This window comes from Dyella thiooxydans (assembly GCF_001641285.1).
Taxonomy (GTDB): domain Bacteria; phylum Pseudomonadota; class Gammaproteobacteria; order Xanthomonadales; family Rhodanobacteraceae; genus Dyella_A; species Dyella_A thiooxydans.
This window is the reverse complement of sequence record NZ_CP014841.1, coordinates 2738785-2757978: the sequence shown is the minus strand read 5'-3', so window position 1 is coordinate 2757978 and position 19194 is coordinate 2738785. Positions and strand designations below refer to the sequence as shown.

The 19194-nt window shown below is 69.4% G+C and carries 15 protein-coding genes; 9 read left to right on the top strand and 6 right to left on the bottom strand.

All coding sequences use genetic code 11. The features are described from left to right. Window position 1: 1 nt before the first annotated feature. The 5 genes from ATSB10_RS12535 to mgtA all read left to right on the top strand — a co-directional run bounded on the left by ATSB10_RS12535 (window position 2) and on the right by mgtA (window position 8029). On the top strand, window positions 2-3070 hold the full coding sequence (locus tag ATSB10_RS12535) for an efflux RND transporter permease subunit (RefSeq protein ID WP_063673123.1): 3069 nt from the start codon (window positions 2-4) through the stop codon (window positions 3068-3070). A gap of 22 nt (window positions 3071-3092) precedes the next feature. Then, window positions 3093-3404, top strand: coding sequence for a DUF3240 family protein (locus ATSB10_RS12530; RefSeq protein ID WP_063673122.1), 312 nt, complete (start codon window positions 3093-3095; stop codon window positions 3402-3404). Next, a complete protein-coding gene (locus ATSB10_RS12525) occupies window positions 3401-4753 on the top strand; it encodes a TolC family protein (protein ID WP_063673121.1) in 1353 nt (450 codons plus the stop codon). The genes ATSB10_RS12530 and ATSB10_RS12525 overlap by 4 nt, the downstream gene beginning before the upstream one ends. Before the next feature lie 292 nt (window positions 4754-5045). Next, window positions 5046-5219, top strand: a complete 174-nt coding sequence (locus tag ATSB10_RS19385) for a hypothetical protein (protein ID WP_157469230.1) — start codon at window positions 5046-5048, stop codon at window positions 5217-5219. Between the two features lie 158 nt (window positions 5220-5377). Continuing rightward, entirely contained in the window at window positions 5378-8029 is a 2652-nt protein-coding gene (mgtA, locus tag ATSB10_RS12520) for a magnesium-translocating P-type ATPase (RefSeq protein WP_063673120.1), read from the top strand. 85 nt (window positions 8030-8114) lie between these two features. On the opposite strand, the gene ATSB10_RS12515 is transcribed toward mgtA, so the two are convergent. Continuing rightward, a complete protein-coding gene (locus ATSB10_RS12515) occupies window positions 8115-9095 on the bottom strand; it encodes a bile acid:sodium symporter family protein (RefSeq protein WP_063673119.1) in 981 nt (326 codons plus the stop codon). A gap of 190 nt (window positions 9096-9285) precedes the next feature. Between ATSB10_RS12515 and ATSB10_RS12510 the strand changes: the two genes are divergently transcribed. Next, window positions 9286-12039: an Ig-like domain-containing protein gene (locus tag ATSB10_RS12510; protein WP_063673118.1), complete on the top strand. Its 2754-nt coding sequence runs from the start codon at window positions 9286-9288 to the stop codon at window positions 12037-12039. Between the two features lie 36 nt (window positions 12040-12075). On the opposite strand, the gene ATSB10_RS12505 is transcribed toward ATSB10_RS12510, so the two are convergent. Together ATSB10_RS12505 and dnaG are read right to left on the bottom strand one after the other, a co-directional pair. After that, window positions 12076-12690: a DedA family protein gene (locus ATSB10_RS12505; protein WP_063673117.1), complete on the bottom strand. Its 615-nt coding sequence runs from the start codon at window positions 12688-12690 to the stop codon at window positions 12076-12078. Window positions 12691-12730: 40 nt separating this feature from the next. Continuing rightward, window positions 12731-14464 carry a DNA primase gene (gene dnaG / locus ATSB10_RS12500; protein WP_063673116.1) on the bottom strand — a complete coding sequence of 578 codons (1734 nt, stop codon included), beginning with the start codon at window positions 14462-14464 and terminating at the stop codon, window positions 12731-12733. An 81-nt stretch (window positions 14465-14545) separates the two neighbouring features. Here dnaG and ATSB10_RS12495 point away from each other — a divergent pair, with 81 nt between their 5' ends. Continuing rightward, window positions 14546-16294 carry a S41 family peptidase gene (locus ATSB10_RS12495; protein ID WP_063673115.1) on the top strand — a complete coding sequence of 583 codons (1749 nt, stop codon included), beginning with the start codon at window positions 14546-14548 and terminating at the stop codon, window positions 16292-16294. A 61-nt stretch (window positions 16295-16355) separates the two neighbouring features. Here ATSB10_RS12495 and ATSB10_RS18995 read toward each other — a convergent pair whose 3' ends face one another. From ATSB10_RS18995 to rpsU, 3 genes are all read right to left on the bottom strand, one after another. Next, window positions 16356-16526 (bottom strand): DUF1328 domain-containing protein, encoded by a 171-nt coding sequence (locus ATSB10_RS18995; protein WP_083966207.1) that lies wholly within the window; start codon window positions 16524-16526, stop codon window positions 16356-16358. Window positions 16527-16661: 135 nt separating this feature from the next. Continuing rightward, window positions 16662-17108, bottom strand: coding sequence for a GatB/YqeY domain-containing protein (locus ATSB10_RS12490; protein WP_063673114.1), 447 nt, complete (start codon window positions 17106-17108; stop codon window positions 16662-16664). A gap of 182 nt (window positions 17109-17290) precedes the next feature. Further along, the gene (rpsU, locus tag ATSB10_RS12485) at window positions 17291-17506 is read right to left on the bottom strand and encodes a 30S ribosomal protein S21 (protein WP_017463750.1); all 216 of its coding nucleotides are present in this window, start codon (window positions 17504-17506) and stop codon (window positions 17291-17293) included. Window positions 17507-17584: 78 nt separating this feature from the next. On the opposite strand from rpsU, the gene tsaD reads away from it, so the two are divergent. Together tsaD and folB are read left to right on the top strand one after the other, a co-directional pair. Continuing rightward, window positions 17585-18643 carry a tRNA (adenosine(37)-N6)-threonylcarbamoyltransferase complex transferase subunit TsaD gene (gene tsaD, locus ATSB10_RS12480; protein ID WP_236886419.1) on the top strand — a complete coding sequence of 353 codons (1059 nt, stop codon included), beginning with the start codon at window positions 17585-17587 and terminating at the stop codon, window positions 18641-18643. A gap of 122 nt (window positions 18644-18765) precedes the next feature. Continuing rightward, window positions 18766-19125: a dihydroneopterin aldolase gene (gene folB / locus ATSB10_RS12475; protein WP_063673113.1), complete on the top strand. Its 360-nt coding sequence runs from the start codon at window positions 18766-18768 to the stop codon at window positions 19123-19125. Window positions 19126-19194: the final 69 nt, after the last annotated feature.

Here is a 19194-nt window from a genome sequence, read left to right as displayed (position 1 = left end):
CATGCTGCGCCGGCTGATCGAATTCTCGCTGTCACAGCGCCTGCTGGTGCTGCTGGCCGCCCTGGCGCTGGCCGCCGGTGGCGCATGGGCCTTCATGCAGCTGCCGATCGACGCCTACCCGAACATCGCGCCGACCCAGGTGAAGCTGATCCTGAAGGCGCCGGGCATGACGCCGGAGGAGGTCGAGGCGCGCGTGGTCACGCCGCTGGAGATGGAGCTGCTGGGCATCCCCGACGCGGTGATGCTGCGCTCCACCGCCAAATACGCGATCGCCGACGTCACCCTCGATTTCCGCGACGGCACCGACATCTACTGGGCGCGCCAGCAGGTCGCCGAGCGCTTCGCCGCGGCGTCCGGATCGCTGCCGCCGGACATCTCCGGCGGCCTGGCGCCGATCGCCACGCCGCTGTCGGACATGTACATGTTCACCATCGAGGGCGGCGGCCTGAGCCTGGCCGAGCGGCGCACGCTGCTGGACTGGACCATTCGCCCGGCGCTGCGCACGATCCCCGGCGTGGCCGACCTCAACGCGCTCGGCGGCGAGGTGCGCAGCTACCTGGTGGAGCCGGACCGCGCGCGGCTGTCGGCTACCGGGCTGCACTTCCGGGACGTGGTCGACGCGCTCCAGCGCAACAACCGCAACGATGGCGCCGGCCGCCTGCGCGACGGTGACGACGCGCTGATCGTGCGCGCCGAGGGTGCGCTGCGCAGCCTGGAGGACGTACGCGAGGTGGTGATCGCCAGTCGCGACGGCGTGCCGGTGCGGGTGGGCGACGTGGCCGAGGTGCGCTACGGCGCGATGACCCGCTACGGCGCGGTGACCCGCGACGGCGCGGGCGAGGCGGTCGAGGGCCTGGTGGTCGGCCTGCGCGGCGCCGACGCGCAGCGCGTGGTGCAGCAGGTGCAGGCCAAGCTGGCCGAGCTGCAGGCCAGCTTCCCGCCCGGGGTGAAAGTGCAGGTGTTCTACGACCGCAGCGCGCTGATCGAGCGTGCCGTGGGTACGGTGAAGGACGCGCTGATCGAGGCCACCGTGCTGGTGGTGATCCTGCTGCTGCTGTTCCTCGGCGACGTGCGTGCCGCACTGGTGGTATCGCTCACCCTGCCGATGGCCGCGCTGTGCACTTTCATGCTGATGCAGATGTTCGGCATGAGCGCCAACCTGATGAGTCTGGGCGGCCTGGCGATCGCCATCGGCATGCTGGTGGACGCGGCCGTGGTGGTGGTGGAGAACACCGTCAGCCAGCTGTCGCCGCATGCCGGCGGGACCCAGCTGCCGCGACTGCACCGCATCTACCGTGCAGTGGTCGAGGTGGCCAAGCCGGTCACCGCCGGCATCGTGATCATCTGCCTGGTGTTCGTGCCGCTGCTCACCCTGCAGGGGCTGGAGGGCAAGCTGTTCGGGCCGGTGGCGCTGACCATCGTGTTCGCGCTGGCCTCCTCGCTGGCGCTGTCGATGACGGTGATCCCGGTGCTGTGCTCGCTGCTGCTGCGCGAACACGCGCACGGCGAGCCGTGGCTGATGCGCCAGATCGAGCGCGGCTACCGGCCGCTGCTGGACTGGTCGCTGGGCCATGGCCGCGCGATGGGCATCGGTGCCGGCGTGGTGCTGCTGCTCGGCGTGGGCGCGTACCTGGGTACCGGCAAGACCTTCATGCCGACGATGGACGAGGGCGACATGCTGGTGCAGCTGGTCAAACAGCCGTCGATCAGCCTGGAGGCCTCGCGCGACCAGGACCTGGCGATCGAGCGGGCGATCAAGGCGAAGCTGCCCGAGGTGGAGCACGTCATCGCGCGCCTCGGTTCGGACGAGCTGGGCCTGGATCCGATGGGCCTCAACGAGACCGACATGTTCCTGCAGCTCAAACCCAAGTCGGAGTGGCGCGAGCCCGACAACGCCTGGCTGGAAGCGCAGCTGCGCACGGTAATGGCCGATTTCCCCGGCATCGAATACGGCTTCACCCAGCCGATCCAGATGCGCGTATCCGAGATGCTCACCGGCAGTCGCGGCGACGTGGCGGTGAAGGTGTTCGGCCCGGACCTGTCCACGCTGAACCAGCTCGCCAACCGCATCGCGGCGATCATGGAGGCGACCCAGGGCAGCCAGGACGTGATCGCGCAGACGCAGGAAGGCGTGCGTTACCTGCGCGTGCGCGTCGACCGCATGCTCGCCGGCCGCTACGGGCTGGACGTGTCGGCGGTGCAGGACGAGCTGCGCGGCCAGCTGGAAGGGCAGGGCGCCGGCGTGGTGCTGGAGCAGCAGCGGCGCACGCCGCTGCTGGTGCGCGGCGCGCCGTGGGTGGCGCAGACGCCGGCGCAGTTCGAGCGCCTCAGCCTGGCCCGCGGCGACGCCGGCGAGGTGCCGCTGGACCAGCTGGCCACCATCGAGCCGGGTGCCGGCCCGGTGCAGGTGCGTCGCGAAAACGGCTCGCGCTTCGCGCTGGTGCAGGCCAACGTGGCCGGACGCGACCTGGTCGGCTTCGTCGAGGAAGCGCGCCAGCGCGTCGAGCAGCAGGTGCACCTGCCGGCCGGCTACTCGGTGACCTGGGGCGGCCAGTTCGAAAACCAGCAGCGCGCCGCCGCGCGCCTGGCGGTGGTGGTGCCGATCGCGCTGGGACTGATCTTCCTGGTGCTGTTCTCCACCTTCGGTTCGGTACGCCAGGCGGTGCTGATCCTGTGCAACGTGCCGTTCGCCCTGGTCGGCGGCGTGATCACCCTGTGGCTCACCGGACAGTACCTGTCGGTGCCCGCCTCGGTCGGTTTCATCGCGCTGCTCGGCATCGCCGTGCTCAACGGCCTGGTGCTGGTGACCCACTTCAACCAGCTGCGCGCCACCGGCCTGGCGATGGCCGAGGTGGTGCGCGAGGGCGCGCTGCGCCGGCTGCGCCCGGTGATGATGACCGCCTCGATCACCGCGCTGGGCCTGGTGCCGCTGCTGTTCGCCAGCGGCCCCGGCTCGGAGGTGCAGCGCCCGCTGGCGATCGTGGTGATCGGCGGCCTGGTCACCTGCACCGCGCTCACCCTGCTGTTGCTGCCCGTGCTGTTCCGTCGCTACGGCGAGTCGAAGGCCTGACCGGGCCGCTTTGGAGATTCCCATGACGCTCACCCTCAAGCGGCTGACCATCCTCGCCGCACGTGAACTGGAAGAGACCCTGGTCGAGGCCCTGCTCGACCTGCAGCCGGCCCTGCCCGGCTTCACCACCGCGCTGGTGTCCGGCCACGGCGAGGGTTTCGCCCGCGCCACCGTGCAGGAAAGCGTGCGCGGCCGCATCGACCGCCTGCAGTTGTGGATCGTGCTGCCGGACAGCGACGTGCACCGCGTGCTGGACATGCTGGCCGCGCGCTTCGCGCACAGCCGGATCCGCTGGTGGATCGAACCGGTCGATGCCATGGGAGAGCTGGCATGAAGCGCGCGCTGCTCGTCCTCGCCCTGGCCGCCGCGCTGGCGGTGCCGGCTGCCCGTGCCCAGCAGGCCGCGCCGGACACCTCGTTGCCGCCGCAGGAGCTGGTGCTGCGCGTGATCCAGTCCACCCCGGAAGTGCGCGCGGCGCAGGCGGTGCTCGACCGCGCCGACGCCGAGGCGCGCATGCGCCAGGTCGGGCCGCACGAGCCCCAGCTCACGCTGATCCCGCAGACCCGCCGCATCGACGGCGATCGCCGCTACCGCGAGTGGGAAGTCGATCTCTCCCGCGGCGTGCGCTGGCCTGGCAAGGCGCGGCTGGACCGCGAGATCGGTGCGGCCGGGCGCGAAGCGGCCAGCCTGGCATTCGAGGATGCGCACCATGCGGCGGCCCGTCGGCTGCTCGCGCTGTGGACGGACTGGCAGCGTGCCGCCGCGGCCGCCACCCTGCGCGAGGCCCAGCTGGCGGCATGGCAGCGTGAGCGCGCTGCGGTGAGCCGGCGCGTGCAGCTCGGTGACGCGGCCGCACGCGACCAGATTGCGCTCGACGCCGCGGTGGCGCAGGCCGAGGCGGCCGTGGCGCAGGCGCAGGCCGACGCGGACACCGCGCGATTGGCGCTGTCCTCGGCGTTCCCCGACCTGCCCTTGCCGGAACGCCTCCGCCTGCCGGCGGCGCCGACGCCGCTGGACGGCAGCGACAGCGCCTGGGTGGCACTGATCCAGCAGCGAAGCCACGAGATCGGCACTGCCGCGGCGATCGCGCGCAAGAAGGACGCCGAAGCGCGCCGCGCGCGCGCCGACCGTCTGCCGGACCCGCAGATCGGCCTGCGCATGATCAGCGACCGCGGCGGCCGCGAGCACGCCTTCGGCGTGACCGTGACCATGCCGCTCGGTGTCTCCTACCGCGCGGCGGAAGCCGCTGCCGCCGGCGCCGACGCGATGGGCGCCGAGGCCGAGCTGGCGATGGTCCGTCGCGACGTCGGTCGCGACGCCCGCCAGGTGGTGACGCTGGCGCGCGCGCGCTACGCGATCTGGCAGCGCCAGCAGCAGGCGGCGCTGGCGACCGCCACCAGCGCCGACAAGGCAGAGCGTGGCTATGCGCTGGGCGAGCTGGGCCTGGACGAAATGCTGATCGCGCGGCGTACCGCACAGGAAGCGGAGCTGGCCGCCAGTCGTGCCGAGATCGACGCGATCGAATCGGTCACCCGGGTCAAGGTCGACGCCCACGCGGTATGGCACCGTCACGATCCCGGCGACCATGACGAGGACATGCCGGCTCCTGCCGACGCAGGCACGGACGCCGGCACCGCTTCGCTGCTCCGACCGGCGCTGCCGGCGTTGCCGTCCGGTGGCTGAGCAACGCAGGAACTTTCGTCGTCGCGGGCATTGACAGCCGCCTGCTGCAGCACAACAATCCGCGCGCCGTCCGGCGCGCCGCGCCGTCACGGAACCCAAGTCCTACCAACCCAAGGCATATGGACGTCTACCCTAGTCGCAGCGCCGACTCCCGCGAGCATCGGGTGCCGGCATTGCAAAACAAGTCGAACGCCTACGGCGACCGCCTGCGGTCGGCCGGCGCTTTCCGCTAGGAAACGTCCGGCCCACTCCCGACGGTGCGCCAGGCACCGTAACCCGAGGAGATGGGCCCATGAAGCTCCTTCGCGATTCCCTCCGCTGGCGCGCCCTGCGTCCGCAGCTGTTCGGCATGCGTCATCGCGCCGAGCGTCGCTACACCGTGACCGTGCCGGCCCCGCGCACCGCTTCCGTGCGCGTTGCCGAGCGCGTCGTGGCCACTTCGTCCGCGATGTCGGGTCTGCGCTGATGCGTGGCCGTTTCATCCGCAGGGGCTGGCCTCCGCCAGGCTCTCGATCGCCGCGATCGTCCCTGCGATCGCGGCCGAGCCCCTTCGTGCCGGCAGCCAGCTGACTCCCCCTCCTGGCTTCCGGCGTCACGCAGACCTGCAACGACGGAAGCTTTCGCATGACCCGGCAGCCCCCTCTCCACGCGGCGCGCAAGACCGCGGGCAAGCCCTCCCCGACCCCGACCATCGCGGCGGCCGCCGAAGCCTGGCGTCCGGTCGACGAGCTGTTCGCCACCCTCGCCACCGGCCTGGACGGCCTGGACGAGGACGCCATCCAGTCGCGCCTGCAGGCCGACGGCCCCAACGAGGTGTCGCACGAGAAGCCGCCGCACTGGTCGCGGCAGCTCCTGCACGCCTTCCTCAACCCCTTCATCATCGTGCTGCTGTCGCTGGCTGTGGTGCAGCTGGCCACCGACGCCAGCGACCTCACCGGCCCGATCATCGTGATGGTGATGGTGGGCATCAGCGTGCTGCTGAGCTTCACCCAGGAATACCGATCCTCGCAGGCGGCGGAAAAGCTCAAGGCGATGGTGCGCAACACCGCCAGCGTCACCCGCCGCGCCTCCGACGGCCACAGCGAGCGGATCGAGGTGCCGGTGGTCGAGCTGGTGCCCGGCGACATCGTGCACCTGGCCGCCGGCGACATGGTGCCGGCGGACCTGCGCCTGCTCGCTGCCAAGGACCTGTTCATCAGCCAGGCGATCCTCACCGGCGAGTCGCTGCCGGTGGAGAAGGCCGCGCCCAGCGGCCGCGACCTGCTCGATGCCGGCAGCACCAACCCGCTGGAACTGTCCAGCGTCTGCTACATGGGCACCAACGTGATCAGCGGCACCGCCACCGCCGTGGTGGTGGCCACCGGCAGCCGCACCTATCTCGGCTCGATCTCGCGCAGCCTCACCGGCCAGCGGGTGCAGACCAGCTTCGATCGCGGCGTGAAGTCGGTCAGCTGGCTGCTGATCCGCTTCATGGCGGTGATGGTGCCGATCGTGTTCGCGCTGAACTGGTGGGACAAGGGCAACTTTTTCGAGGCACTGCTGTTCGCGCTGTCGGTGGCGGTGGGCCTGACTCCGGAGATGCTGCCGCTGATCGTCACCGCCAACCTCGGCAAGGGCGCGCTGGCGATGTCCAAGCGCAAGGTGGTGGTCAAGCGCCTCAACGCGATCCAGAACTTCGGCGCGATGGACGTGCTGTGCACCGACAAGACCGGCACGCTGACGCTGGACAAGATCGTGCTGGAGCGTCATCTCGATCTGGATGGCGAGGAGTCCGACGAGGCGCTGGAGTTCGGCTACCTCAACAGCCGCTTCCAGACCGGCCTGAAGAACCTGATGGACAAGGCGGTGCTGGAACACCGCGACCTCGAGCCGGCTGCCGGCATGTACCGGCTGGTGGACGAGATCCCGTTCGACTTCCAGCGCCGGCGCATGTCGGTGGTGCTGGGCGACGCCAGCGGCGAGCACCTGCTGGTGTGCAAGGGCGCGGTGGAGGAGATGCTGGCGATCTGCGAGCACGCGCGCATCGGCGGCGAACTGGTGCCGATGACGCCGGAGCGCCGCGCCGCGATCAAGGCGATGACCCGCGAGCTCAACCACGACGGCCTGCGCGTGCTGGTGGTGGCGATCCGGCAGCAGCCCGCGGCCGGGCGCGCCTACGGCGTGGCCGACGAGGCCGGGCTGACCGCGGTCGGCTGTCTGGCCTTCCTCGACCCGCCGAAGGACTCGGCCGCCACCGCGATCCGTGCGCTCAACCACCACGGCGTGGCGGTGAAGGTGATCACCGGCGACAACGAGGCGGTGACGCGCAAGATCTGCCGCGAGGTCGGCCTGGACGTCGAGCACTCGGCGCAGGGCAAGCACATCGAGCCGCTGGACGACGCGGCGCTGGACGCGCTGGTCGCGCGCACCACCGTGTTCGCCAAGATGTCGCCGCTGCAGAAGGCGCGGGTGGTGAAGTCGCTGCAGCGCCAGGGTCACACCGTGGGCTTCCTCGGCGACGGCATCAACGACGCGCCGGCGCTGCGCGAGGCGGACGTCGGCATCTCGGTGGACACCGCCACCGACATCGCCAAGGAGTCGGCCGACATCATCCTGCTGGAAAAGAACCTGATGGTGCTGGAGGAGGGCGTGATCGAGGGACGGATCACCTTCGGCAACATCATGAAGTACATCAAGATGACCGCCAGCTCGAACTTCGGCAACGTATTCAGCGTGCTGGTGGCCAGCGCGTTCCTGCCGTTCCTGCCGATGCTGCCGCTGCAGATCCTGGTGCAGAACCTGCTGTACGACATCTCGCAGCTGTCGATCCCGTTCGACCGGCTCGACGAGGAATACCTGCGCAGGCCGCGCAAGTGGGACGCCAGCGACATCGGCCGGTTCATGGCCTGGATCGGGCCGATCAGCTCGATCTTCGATATCACCACGTTCTGGCTGATGTGGCACGTGTTCGGCGCGAACTCACCGGCGCAGCAGTCGCTGTTCCACTCCGGCTGGTTCATCGAGGGCCTGCTGTCGCAGACGCTGATCGTGCACATGATCCGCACCCGGCGCATCCCGTTCCTGCAGAGCATGGCCTCGGCGCCGGTGCTGGCGCTGACCGCGGCGATCATCACGCTGGGTCTGGTGATTCCGTTCACCGTGGTCGGCGCCAAGCTCGGCATGGTGCCGCTGCCGCCGGCCTACTTCGGCTGGCTGGTGCTCACCCTGGTCAGCTACAGCGTGCTGACCCAGCTGGTGAAGCGGCTGTATATCCGCCGTTTCGGCCGCTGGCTGTAGCGCGTCGCAGCATGCTGTAGGAGCGCACCCTGTGCGCGAAGCTTTCCGTCACGTGACGAAGAGCCTTCGCGCACAGGGTGCGCTCCTACATGGAGGCGATGTCGCCGTTCCGGGCGAAGCGCCGCGCGATCACCGCGCAGACCATCAGCTGCAGCTGGTGGAAGATCATCAGCGGCAGCACGATGCCGCCCAGCCCGCCGGGCAGTGCCACGAACAGGATCTTCGCCATCGGCACGCCGGTGGCGAGGCTCTTCTTCGAGCCGCAGAAGAACATCGTGATGCGGTCGGCACGGGCGAAGCCCAGCGCGCCGGAGCCGAACCAGGCGACCAGCATCACCAGCGCCAGCAGCAGCGCGTCGACGCCGAGCGTGGCTAGCAGCGCCAGTGGCGGTGTGGTCTTCCATAGCCCTTCCACCACCGCTGCGCTGAAGGCGGTGTAGACCACCAGCAGGATCGTGCCCTGGTCGGTGTAGCGCAGCAGCGGCCGATGCCGGTCCACCCAGCCGCCGATCCACGGGCGCAGCAGATGGCCGGCCGTGAACGGCAGCAAAAGCAGGGTGAGGATGTCCTGTACGGCGTGCCACGAGAAGCCGTGGCCGCCGCTGTGCGTGACTACGGTCAGTCCCACCAGCAGCGGCGTGAGCACGGTGCCGATCAGGCTGGAGGTGGACGCGCTGACCACCGCCGCCGGCACGTTGCCGCCGGCCATCGAGGTGAACGCGATCGACGACTGCACGGTGGAGGGCAGGGTGCACACGTAGAGCACGCCGAGGGTGAGCGCCGGGGTCAGCACCACGCCCATCAGCGGGCGCAGCAACAGGCCGAGCAGCGGGAACAGCACGAAGGTGCAGGCGAACACGCTGGCGTGCAGCCGCCAGTGGGTCATGCCGTGCAGCACCGCCGCCCGCGACAGCTTGGCGCCGTGCAGGAAGAACAGCAGCGCGATCGCCGCATCGGTGACGCGGTCGAACGCCATGGCCCACGGACCGCGGCACGGCAGCACGGTGGCCAGCGCGAGGGTGACCAGCAAGGCCTGGGTAAACGGATCGATGGGCAGGCGGCGCATGCGCTCGTGATGGGCTTGGCAAAACCGCGAGTCTATCCGGCCGGTGGCTTGCCGCGCAGGCCGCATGCTGGCGCCAAAGCGCAAACCCTTGCGGGAGTCCTAGGAACTTTGGTCATACCCGCGCCATGTCGGCCTGCCATATAACGCCGCGCGGGGGAACTTCTTACATTGACGTAGGGGAAAGGGAGTCATGCAGAGAAAATCACGGATAGCTGGCAGCCTCGTGCTGGCCGGCGCGGTGTTCTGTACCCCGGCGCTGGCGACGATGCCGCTGCCGGACCACCAGGAATTCGGCGTTGCGTTGCAGGTGCCGTTCACGGCCTCGGCCACGCGCCCGATCACCCTGCACTTCGAGTACCCGGGCGCGGCGCCCGGAACGCCGATTGCCTGGGAAGTGGACGTGCTCGATGCCTCCGGCCAGGTGCGCCGGCACTGGCAGGGCAGCACCACCCTGGCCAGGGCACGCGACTCCCTGGTACGGATGAACTGGGACGGCCGCGATGCCCAGCACGCGGCGCTGGCCCCGGGCTACTACACGGTGCGCCTGCGCGCGCTGGCGATGGACGACACGGTCGTGGCGCGGATCGGCTCCGGCCTGGTCAGCCAGGCACTGGACCTGGCGCGGGCCAGGGCGCCCGAACTGATCGAGCAGCAGCGCTACGACGTGATGGTCGGCAGCGTGGCGAAGCCGGCGATGCCCGCCTTCCATGCGCTGCCGATGCATCGCACGGCAACGCAGGCCAGCACCACCCAGGCGGCGACCATGCAGTCGGTGAGCACCACCGGCGGCCTGCCGTACACGATCTACTACGGCAACCTGCACAGCCAGACTAACCACAGCGACGGCGGTGGCGTGGTGTCCACCTGCAAGGACGCGCAGCCGCCGCAGAGTGCCCCGTACGGACCGGCCGACGCCTACCAGTACGCGATGAACGAAGGCCTGGACTTCCTGATGACGTCCGAGCACAACCACATGTACGACGGCTCGACCGGCACCAACAGCTCGGCCAACCCGACCACCGCGCACAACCTGTTCCAGTCGGGCCTGCAGGCGGCCAGCACGTTCAACGCCGCGCACGCCAACTTCCTCGCCATCTACGGCCTGGAGTGGGGCGTGATCAGCAATGGCGGCCACATGAACATCTTCAACACGCCGAGCCTGCTGGAGTGGGAATACAACTCCTCAAACCAGCTGATCGGCGACATCTACACCGCCAAGAGCGACTACGCCTCGCTGTACACGCTGATGCACACGAATGGCTGGATCGGCCAGTTCAACCACCCGGCCAGCTCGGGCCAGTTCGTGGTCAACGGCACCAACTTCGGCTACACCGCCGACGGCGATGCGGTGATGGTGCTGGCCGAGGTGCTCAACAGCTCGGCGTTCTCCAACAACACCACCGAGACCGAGACCAGCCGTACCAGCTACGAGACGGCCTTCAACACCATCCTGGAGCGCGGCTACCACGTCGCACCGAGCTCGGACCAGGACAACCACTGTGCCAACTGGGGGGCCAGCTTCACCAACCGCACCGGCGTGCTGCTGCCCAACGGCACCGCGCTGAACCTGCCGGACTTCCTCGATGCGCTGCGCGCCCGCCGCGTGTTCGCCACCGAGGACAAGACCGCACAGATCGTGCTCACTGCCAACGGCCACGTGATGGGCGAGCGCTTCAACAACTCCGGTCCGCTGACGCTCACCGTGAACTACGCCAGCAGCACCGGTCATACCGCGCAGCGCGTGCAGGTGTTCGAGGGCGTGCCGGGCAGCAACGGCACGGTCAGCACGCTGTCGCAGACGGCGACCACCACCACCACGCCGAGCACCGGTGATCACTTCTACTACGCCAAGATCACCCAGGACGACGGCCTGCGCCTGTGGTCGGCTCCGGTATGGGTGACCGAGGGATCCGGTGGCGACACCACGCCACCGACGGTGAGTGCCTCGGAGAGCGGCAGCAGCGGCACGGTGACGCTGTCGGCCAGCGCCAGCGACAACGTCGGCGTGACCAGGGTGGAGTTCTACGTCGACGGCGCACTGAAGGCCACCGACACCAGCTCGCCTTACAGCACCAGCCTCGACTCGACCACGCTGGCCGACGGCTCGCACAGCCTGGTGGCCAAGGCCTACGACGCGGCCGGCAACGTCGGCACCAGCAGCACGGTGAGCTTCAGTGTCTCCAACGGCAGCAGCGGTGGCGACACCACGCCGCCGACGGTGAGCGCCGCGGAGAGCGGCAGCAGCGGCACGGTGACGCTGTCGGCCAGTGCCAGCGACAACGTCGGCGTGACCAGGGTGGAGTTCTATGTCGACGGCACACTGAAGGCCACCGACACCAGCGCGCCGTACAGCGCCAGCCTCGACTCGACCACGCTGGCGAACGGTTCGCACAGCCTGGTGGCCAAGGCCTACGACGCGGCCGGCAACGTAGGCAGCAGCAGCACGGTGAGCTTCAGCGTGTCCAACAGCACCGGCGGCGGCAGCACCGAGCTGATCGGCAACGGCGACTTCGAGAGCGGTGCCACGGTGTGGACCCAGACCAGCGGCGTGATCACCAGCAGCAGCAACGAGGCCGCCCACAGCGGCAGCTGGAAGGCGTGGCTGGACGGTTACGGCTCGAGCCATACCGACTACGTGCGGCAGAGCGTCACCATCCCGTCCGGCGTGAGCTCGGCCACGCTGAGCTTCTACCTGCACATCGACACCGCCGAGTCGGGCAGCACCGCCTACGACACGCTGAAGGTGCAGGTGATCACCGCCTCGGGCTCGTACGTCACCCTGGCCACCTACTCCAACGCCAACGCAGCCAGCGGTTACGCGCTGCACACGATCAGCCTGGCCGCCTACAAGGGGCAGACCATCCAGGTGAACTTCTACGGCGTGGAAGACGGTTCGCTGCAGACCTCGTTCGTGATCGACGACGTCAGCGTGAAGACGCAGTAAGCGGTTCGGGCGGGAGGCTGAGGACAGCCTCCCGCCTCACTCTCCGTCGCAGCGCTGGCGGCGGCGCCACCACAACCATGCCACCAGCACCAGCACCATGCCGAGGACGATCCACAGCCCGCCCTGGCCACGATGGATCCACTTGGTCAGCCAGGCGCGGTTGTCGGCGCCCAGGTAGCCCAGGTACACCCACAGCGGCACGCTGATCAGCGCCGCCAGGCCGTCCAACAGCAGGAAGCGCCAGAACGACACGCGATGGGTGGCCCCGGCAGTGATGAATACCGCGGTGCGCATGCCGGGCAGGAAGCGCGCCACGAACATCAGGCGGTTGCCGTAGCGTTCGAACTTCTGCTGCACCTTGGCGTAGCGGGCCGGCGGCAGCAGCCAGGCGAACAGGCGCAGGCGCAGGATGCGTCCGCCGAAATGGTGGCCGAGCATGAACATGGTGGCGTCGCCCACCAGCACACCGACCATGGTCACGCCCACCATCACGTGCACGTTGGCATAGCCGAGGCCGGCGATGATGCCGCCGGCGACCAGGGTGATGTCCTCCGGCAGCGGCACGCCCGCGCCGCACAGCAGCAGCGCGATGAACACCGACAGGTAACCGTGTTCGGCGAAGATGCCGACCAGCCGCTCAAGCAGATTCATCAGCGCTCCATCGCCTGCGCGGCATCGGCGTCTCCACGTGTCATTCCGGTGCCGCCACGGGGGTGTGCTTGGCCGCCAGCAGAGCGCGCAGCTCCGTCTTCTCGGCGTCGGTCAGGCCGCCGTCGCGGCTCTTCGCCACCAGCGCGTCGCGGCGCTGTGCCACCGCCTGCTGTTCCATCCGCGACAGCGCGTCGAGGAACTCGATCCGCTGCGCCTCCGGCTCGCCTACCGTGGCGGCGGCCAGCAGCTTCTGCAGGGCGGCGTATTCCGGGCGGCCGGCGAAGTGCTCGACCAGGCTCACCGGGTTGGCGCCCGGCCGGCTGCGCGCCAGGTCGATCAGCTCGGCCAGCAGCTCCACCCCGGGCTTGTCCAGCCGCAGGAAGCCATAGGGTTTGGCCACCTCGTCGGCCAGGCCGGGCTGGCCCAGCAGCAGGGCGATCGCGCTGCGCACCAGCGAGCGCTGCACCGCCACCGGCCGTTGCACCGGGCGTTGCGGCGCCGGCGTTTCGAACTGAGCGCGAGCGCCGCTGCGCTTCTCCAGCTCCTGCGCCATCAGGTCGCGGAAGGCGCCGTCGGGCAGCCGGGCGATCAGCGGGCGCGCACGCTCGGCCAGCCGGGCGCGACCGTCGAGGCTGGACAGGTTGACGTCGTGCGACAGCTCGCCGAAGAAGTAGTCCGACAGCGGCGTGGCTTCGCGGATGCGCTTCTCGAAGCCGTCCCGGCCTTCCTTGCGCACCAGCGAATCCGGATCCTCGCCGTCAGGCAGGAACAGGAAGTAGGCCTGGCGGCCGTCGCGCAGCCGCGGCAGCGCGGCGTCCAGCGCCTTCCACGCAGCGGCACGGCCGGCGCGGTCGCCGTCGAAGCAGAACACCACGTCCGGCGCGGCGCGGAACAGGATCTCGGTGTGTTCCGGCGTGGTCGCCGTGCCCAGCGTGGCCACCGCGATCGGCAGCCCGGCCTGGTGCAGGGCGATCACGTCCATGTAGCCCTCGACCACCACGATGCGCTCGAGCTTGGCATTGGCCTGCTTTACCTGCCACAGCGCGAACAGTTCGCGGCCCTTGTGGAACAGCGGCGTCTCGGGCGAGTTGAGGTATTTCGGGCCTTGTTCGCTCTGCAGCACGCGGCCGCCGAAGGCGATGACGCGTCCGCGGCGGTCCAGGATCGGGAACATCAGCCGTTCGCGGAAGCGGTCGTACTTGTTGCCGCGTTCGTTGCTGGCGACCATGCCGGCCTCGTTGAGCAGCTGCATGCGCCGCTCGTTGCTGCCCAGCGCCTTGATCACGCCGTCGAAGCCGGCCGGCGCCCAGCCCAGGCGGAAGCGCGCGATGGTGTCGGCGTCGAGCCCGCGCTTCCTGCAGTAGGCCTGTGCGTCGGGGTTCTTCGGCAGCTGCTGCTGGTACCAGTTCGCCGCGGCGTCGAGCAGGGCGTAGAGGTCGGTCTTGTCCTCGCGAGGGCGCTCGTCGCGGCCGCCCTCGCGCGGCACGGTGAGGCCGACCGACTGGGCCAGCTCCTCCACCGCGTCGGGAAACTCGAGCCGCTCGTACTCCATCAGGAACTTCACCGCGCTGCCGTGCACGCCGCAGCCGAAGCAGTGATAGAACTGCTTGGCCGGGCTGACGTAGAACGACGGCGAGCGTTCGTCGTGGAACGGGCAGCACGCGGTCCACTCGCGCCCGGCCTTCTTCAACGGCACGCGCCGCTCGATCACGTCGACGATGTCGACGCGGGCAAGCAGTTCATCGATGAAGCTGTCGGGGATACGGCCGCGCATAGTCGTGCAAGTTTAGACGATAGGGCGTCCTGCCAGCGCCCGATGCCCGGTAAGCTGGAACATCGACGCACGGAGGCGCACATGACACGACCGGACCGATGGAATGGCGGGATCGCCGCGGCGGCTTTCGCACTGGCCTGCCTTGCGCCCGGCATGGCGCAGGCGCAAAAGGGGCCGGCGATGCAGGCCTACGACCGGCTCAGTGCCGCACGCGAACAGGCCGAGGCCGTGCGTGACCAGGAAAAGGACTCGCCGGCTTCCCGTCAGCGGGCCGAGTCCATCCTGCTCGATGCGTTGGAGAGCATGCAGCGGCCGGACATCCGCGACCTGGCCGAGGGCAACAAATTCCTCCGCTACCGGGCCTACAACATCCGCGCCGACCTGTTCGAGCTGTACCTGGCCGAGGGCGACAAGGCGCGGGCGCTCGACGTCATGGCGCAGATGCTGGCCGAGGACAGCGCCCCGCTGGACCTCATCTATCGAAGCAAACGGGCACAGGCGCTGCTGCAGGGCGAGCCGCGCTACCGGGCGATGCTGGAGCGGGCCGATGCGATGGGCCGCCTGTGGCATGCCCGGGCGATCGCCACGCCCTACACCGATCACCTGAGCGAGGCCGAGCGTATCGCCGGGTTGTCCCTGTTCTGGTCGGAGGCCAAGTACAACTTCGCGCACTTCAACAATGTCCCCGGGCTCGACTGGGACCGCGCCTATCTCGACTTCCTGCCCCGGGTGATCGCGGCCCGGGACACACGCGCGTACTACGACGTGCTGATGCGGTTCGCCCCGCTGCTGCATGACGGGCACACCAACATCTACCCGCCGAAGGAACTGCAGCCGCGCTTCTACGCCCGCCCCCCGCTGCGCACGGCCCTGATCGGCGGCAAGGTGCTGGTGACGTTCGTCGGAAGCGGGCTGCTGGCGAAGCAGGGGATCGAAGTCGGCGACGAGATCACGGCGATCGACGGGATCGAGGTGAAGCGTTATGCACGCGAGCGGGTCGCGCCGTACGAGAGCAGCTCGACGCCGCAGGACATGGCGGTGCGCATGTACACCTATGGGCTGCTGGCCGGGGACAAGGACGCGCCCCTGAAGCTCGAACTGGACGATGGGCGCGGTCACCACCGGACGCTGGTCGTCGCGCGCGACAACTACCCGGATCGCCGCTCGCCACCTTCATTCGTGTTCCGGCAGTTGCCTGGCGGCGTGGCCTATCTCTCGCTCGACCAGTTCGAGACCAAGGCCTCCAGCGAGGCGTTCATGCAGCACCTGCCGCAGATCATGCAGGCCAAGGCACTGATCCTGGATGTGAGAAACAATGGGGGCGGTTCGGACCGCTACGGATTCGAGATCCTTTCCCATCTGACCGCCGCGCCAATTCCCAGCCCCCGCTCCACCGAACTTTCGGTGGAGCCGGTGGAGCGCGCCAATGGCCATCTGACCCTGGAATGGCGGCCGCTCGACGGCAGTGGCGCCTCCTATCCCCACCAGACCCGTCCGATCTTCAACGGCCCTGTGGCGGTGCTGACCAGCGCGCGCACATTCTCTGCCGCCGAAGACTTCGTCATGGCGTTCGACGCGCTCAAGCGCGGCATCCTGGTGGGCCAGCTCACCGGTGGCAGTACCGGCATGCCGATGTCATTCGACCTGCCCGGCGGCGGCTCGGCCCGCATCTGTGTGAAGTGGGACAGCTATCCGGACGGTCGCGAGTTCGTCGGCAAGGGTATCTCGCCGGATGTGGAGGTCGCCCCCTCGGTCGCCGACATCCGCCATGGCCGCGATCCGGTGATCGCGCGCGCCGCGGAGTTGTTGCGCGCCAGATTGAAGCGCTGATCCGGCTCCGGTCCCGCGGGTCCTGGGTGCCACGGGACTGCAGGGACCCGGGGTATTCGCCTCAGAGGATGTGGAACACGCCGATCAACGCCAGCAGGGCGATCAGGAACAGGATCAGGAAGATCGCGAACAGCACCTTGGCGATGGTGCCAGTGACGCCGGCGACGCCGCGGAAGCCCATCAGGCCGGTAATCAGCGAGATGACGGCGAAAATGATTGCCCACTTCAGCATGCAACTCTCCCTTCGGCCGGGGGCCGACCACAGTTCGACAAAGTCGTCTTTTTAGGGGAGGGGCCGTGAAGGCCGGCGCTGGGGCATGTGACGGACCGGCTCACGAGGGTGCGCCGGCCCGCAGAGCGGCGGGGATCAACCCGCCAGGCGCGCCTTGATGCGGGCCGAAGCCACGGCCATGTCGGCCCGACCGGCGGCCCGGGTCTTCACCACCCCGACCACCTTGCCCATGTCGCGGGCGGAGCTGGCGCCGGTTTCGGCGATCGCGGCGTCGATCAGGGCGTCCAGCTCGGCGTCGTCGAGCTTGGCCGGCAGGTAGGTCTCGATCACCGCCATCTCGGCGCGCTCGACCTCGGCCAGGTCCTCGCGGGCGGCGGCCTCGTACTGGCTGATCGAGTCCTTGCGCTGCTTGACCATCTTCTCCAGCACGGCCAGCACCTGGCTGTCGTCCAGCTCGATCCGCTCGTCGACCTCGCGCTGCTTGATCGCAGCCAGGATCAGCCGGACCACGCCGAGTTTGTGCTTGTCGCCGGCACGCATGGCGGCCTTCATGTCTTCGGTGAGCTGCTGCTTGGTCGACATCGCGGTGGGCTCCTGGCAAAGCGGAAAGGGCACAAACGCACAAGGCCGGCGCTGCGCGGGGCAGCGTCGGCCAGTGCTTGGTGCTGTCGCAGCGGCGGCGGATCGACGCGCCAGCTGCCGAGGGACCGTCGTCAGCGCGGAGGCGCCGCGGTCCTGGACGTCCGCAGCGCGGACGCCTTGACTCAGTACAGCCGGGTACGGCGCGTCGTGTCGCGCGACAGGCGGCGCAGGTGACGCTTCACCGCGGCAGCGCGCTTGCGCTTGCGCTCCTGGGTCGGCTTTTCATAGAACTCGCGCTTGCGGGTTTCGGCAAGCACACCGGCCTTTTCGCAGGTACGCTTGAAACGGCGCAGAGCAAGCTCGAACGGCTCGTTCTCGCGAACTTTAACGTTGGGCATGGAATCTCCGGGTGGTAATCTGCCCGTCTGATCGGGCGAGCCGCGAAGTATAACGTGGGTACCACAGAATTTTCAAAGGTGGCGACGGGGTCCGCCGTCACCGGCCCGGTGCTCGGCATCGAGACCTCCTGCGACGAGACCGGCGTGGCCCTGCTGCGCTGGCAGCCGGAGGCGCCCGGCGAGGGCCTGCTGGCCCACACCCTGTACAGCCAGATCAAGCTGCATGCCGACTACGGCGGTGTGGTGCCGGAGCTGGCCAGCCGCGACCACGTGCGCAAGCTGCTGCCGCTGGTGCGCGAGACCCTGGCCGAGGCCGGACTGACCCCGCAGGATCTCGGCGGCGTGGCCTATACCGCCGGTCCCGGCCTGGCTGGTGCCCTGCTGGTCGGCGCCTCGGCGGCGCGGGCGATGGCCTGGGCGCTGGGCGTGCCGGCGATCGGGGTTCACCACATGGAGGGTCACCTGCTGGCCCCGCTGCTGGAGGCCGATCCGCCCGAACCGCCGTTCGTGGCCCTGCTGGTCTCCGGCGGTCATTCGATGCTGGTCGAGGTGGCCGGCATCGGCCATTACCGGATCCTCGGCGACACCCTGGACGACGCCGCCGGCGAGGCCTTCGACAAGACCGCCAAGCTGATGGGCCTGCCGTATCCCGGCGGCCCGGCACTGGCCGCGCTGGCCGGGCAGGGGCAGCCGGGCAGGTTCCGCTTCTCGCGGCCGATGACCGACCGGCCGGGGCTGGACTTCAGCTTCTCCGGCCTGAAGACCCAGGTGCTGCTGGCCTGGCAGGGCAGCGACCAGAGCGAGCAGACCCGCGCCGACATCGCGCTGGCGTTCGAGGAGGCGATCGTCGACACGCTGGTGATCAAGTGCCGGCGCGCGCTGGAAGCCACCGGCGCCGCGCGGCTGGTGATCGCCGGCGGCGTCGGCGCCAACCGCCGGCTGCGCGCCGAGCTGGCCGCCGCCGGCGACAAGGACGGCTTCCGCACCTATTTCCCGCGCCTGCAGTTCTGCACCGACAACGGCGCGATGATCGCGCTGGCCGGGGCGATCCGGCTGGCCCACGGCCAGCACCAGGACGCCACCGTGCAGGTGTTCCCGCGCTGGGACCTGGAGAGCCTGCCGCCGGCAACCCCGTAGGAGCGCACCCTGTGCGCGACGGCCCCGGCCCCTGATAAAGAGACTGGCGGCCATCGCGCACAGGGTGCGCTCTTACACGGGGATGGCTTGCATCGCGGGGCGACGTACCGGACGCTTACGCGATGGATATCGTTTTCATCGAAGACCTGCGCATCGACACCGTCATCGGCATCTATGACTGGGAGCGGCGGGTGCGCCAGACGCTGTCGTTCGACATCGAGATGGCGTTCGACAACACCCGCCCCGCGGCCAGCGACGACATCGCCGACACGCTCAACTACAAGGACGTCTCCAAGCGGCTGATGGCCTTTGTCGGCGAGTCCAGCTTCGGCCTGGTCGAGACCCTGGCCGAGCGCTGCGCGGCGATCATCCGCGAGGAGTTCGGCGTGGCCTGGGTGCGGCTGAAGCTGTCCAAGCCCGGCGCGGTGCGCGGCGCGAAGGCGGTCGGCGTGCGCATCGAGCGCGGGGTCCGGCCGCAGTAGCGCTCGCTGGTACCATAGGCGCCCGCCGCGCGGCCCCCGACGGGTCGACGCGTGTTCCCCGCCACCGAG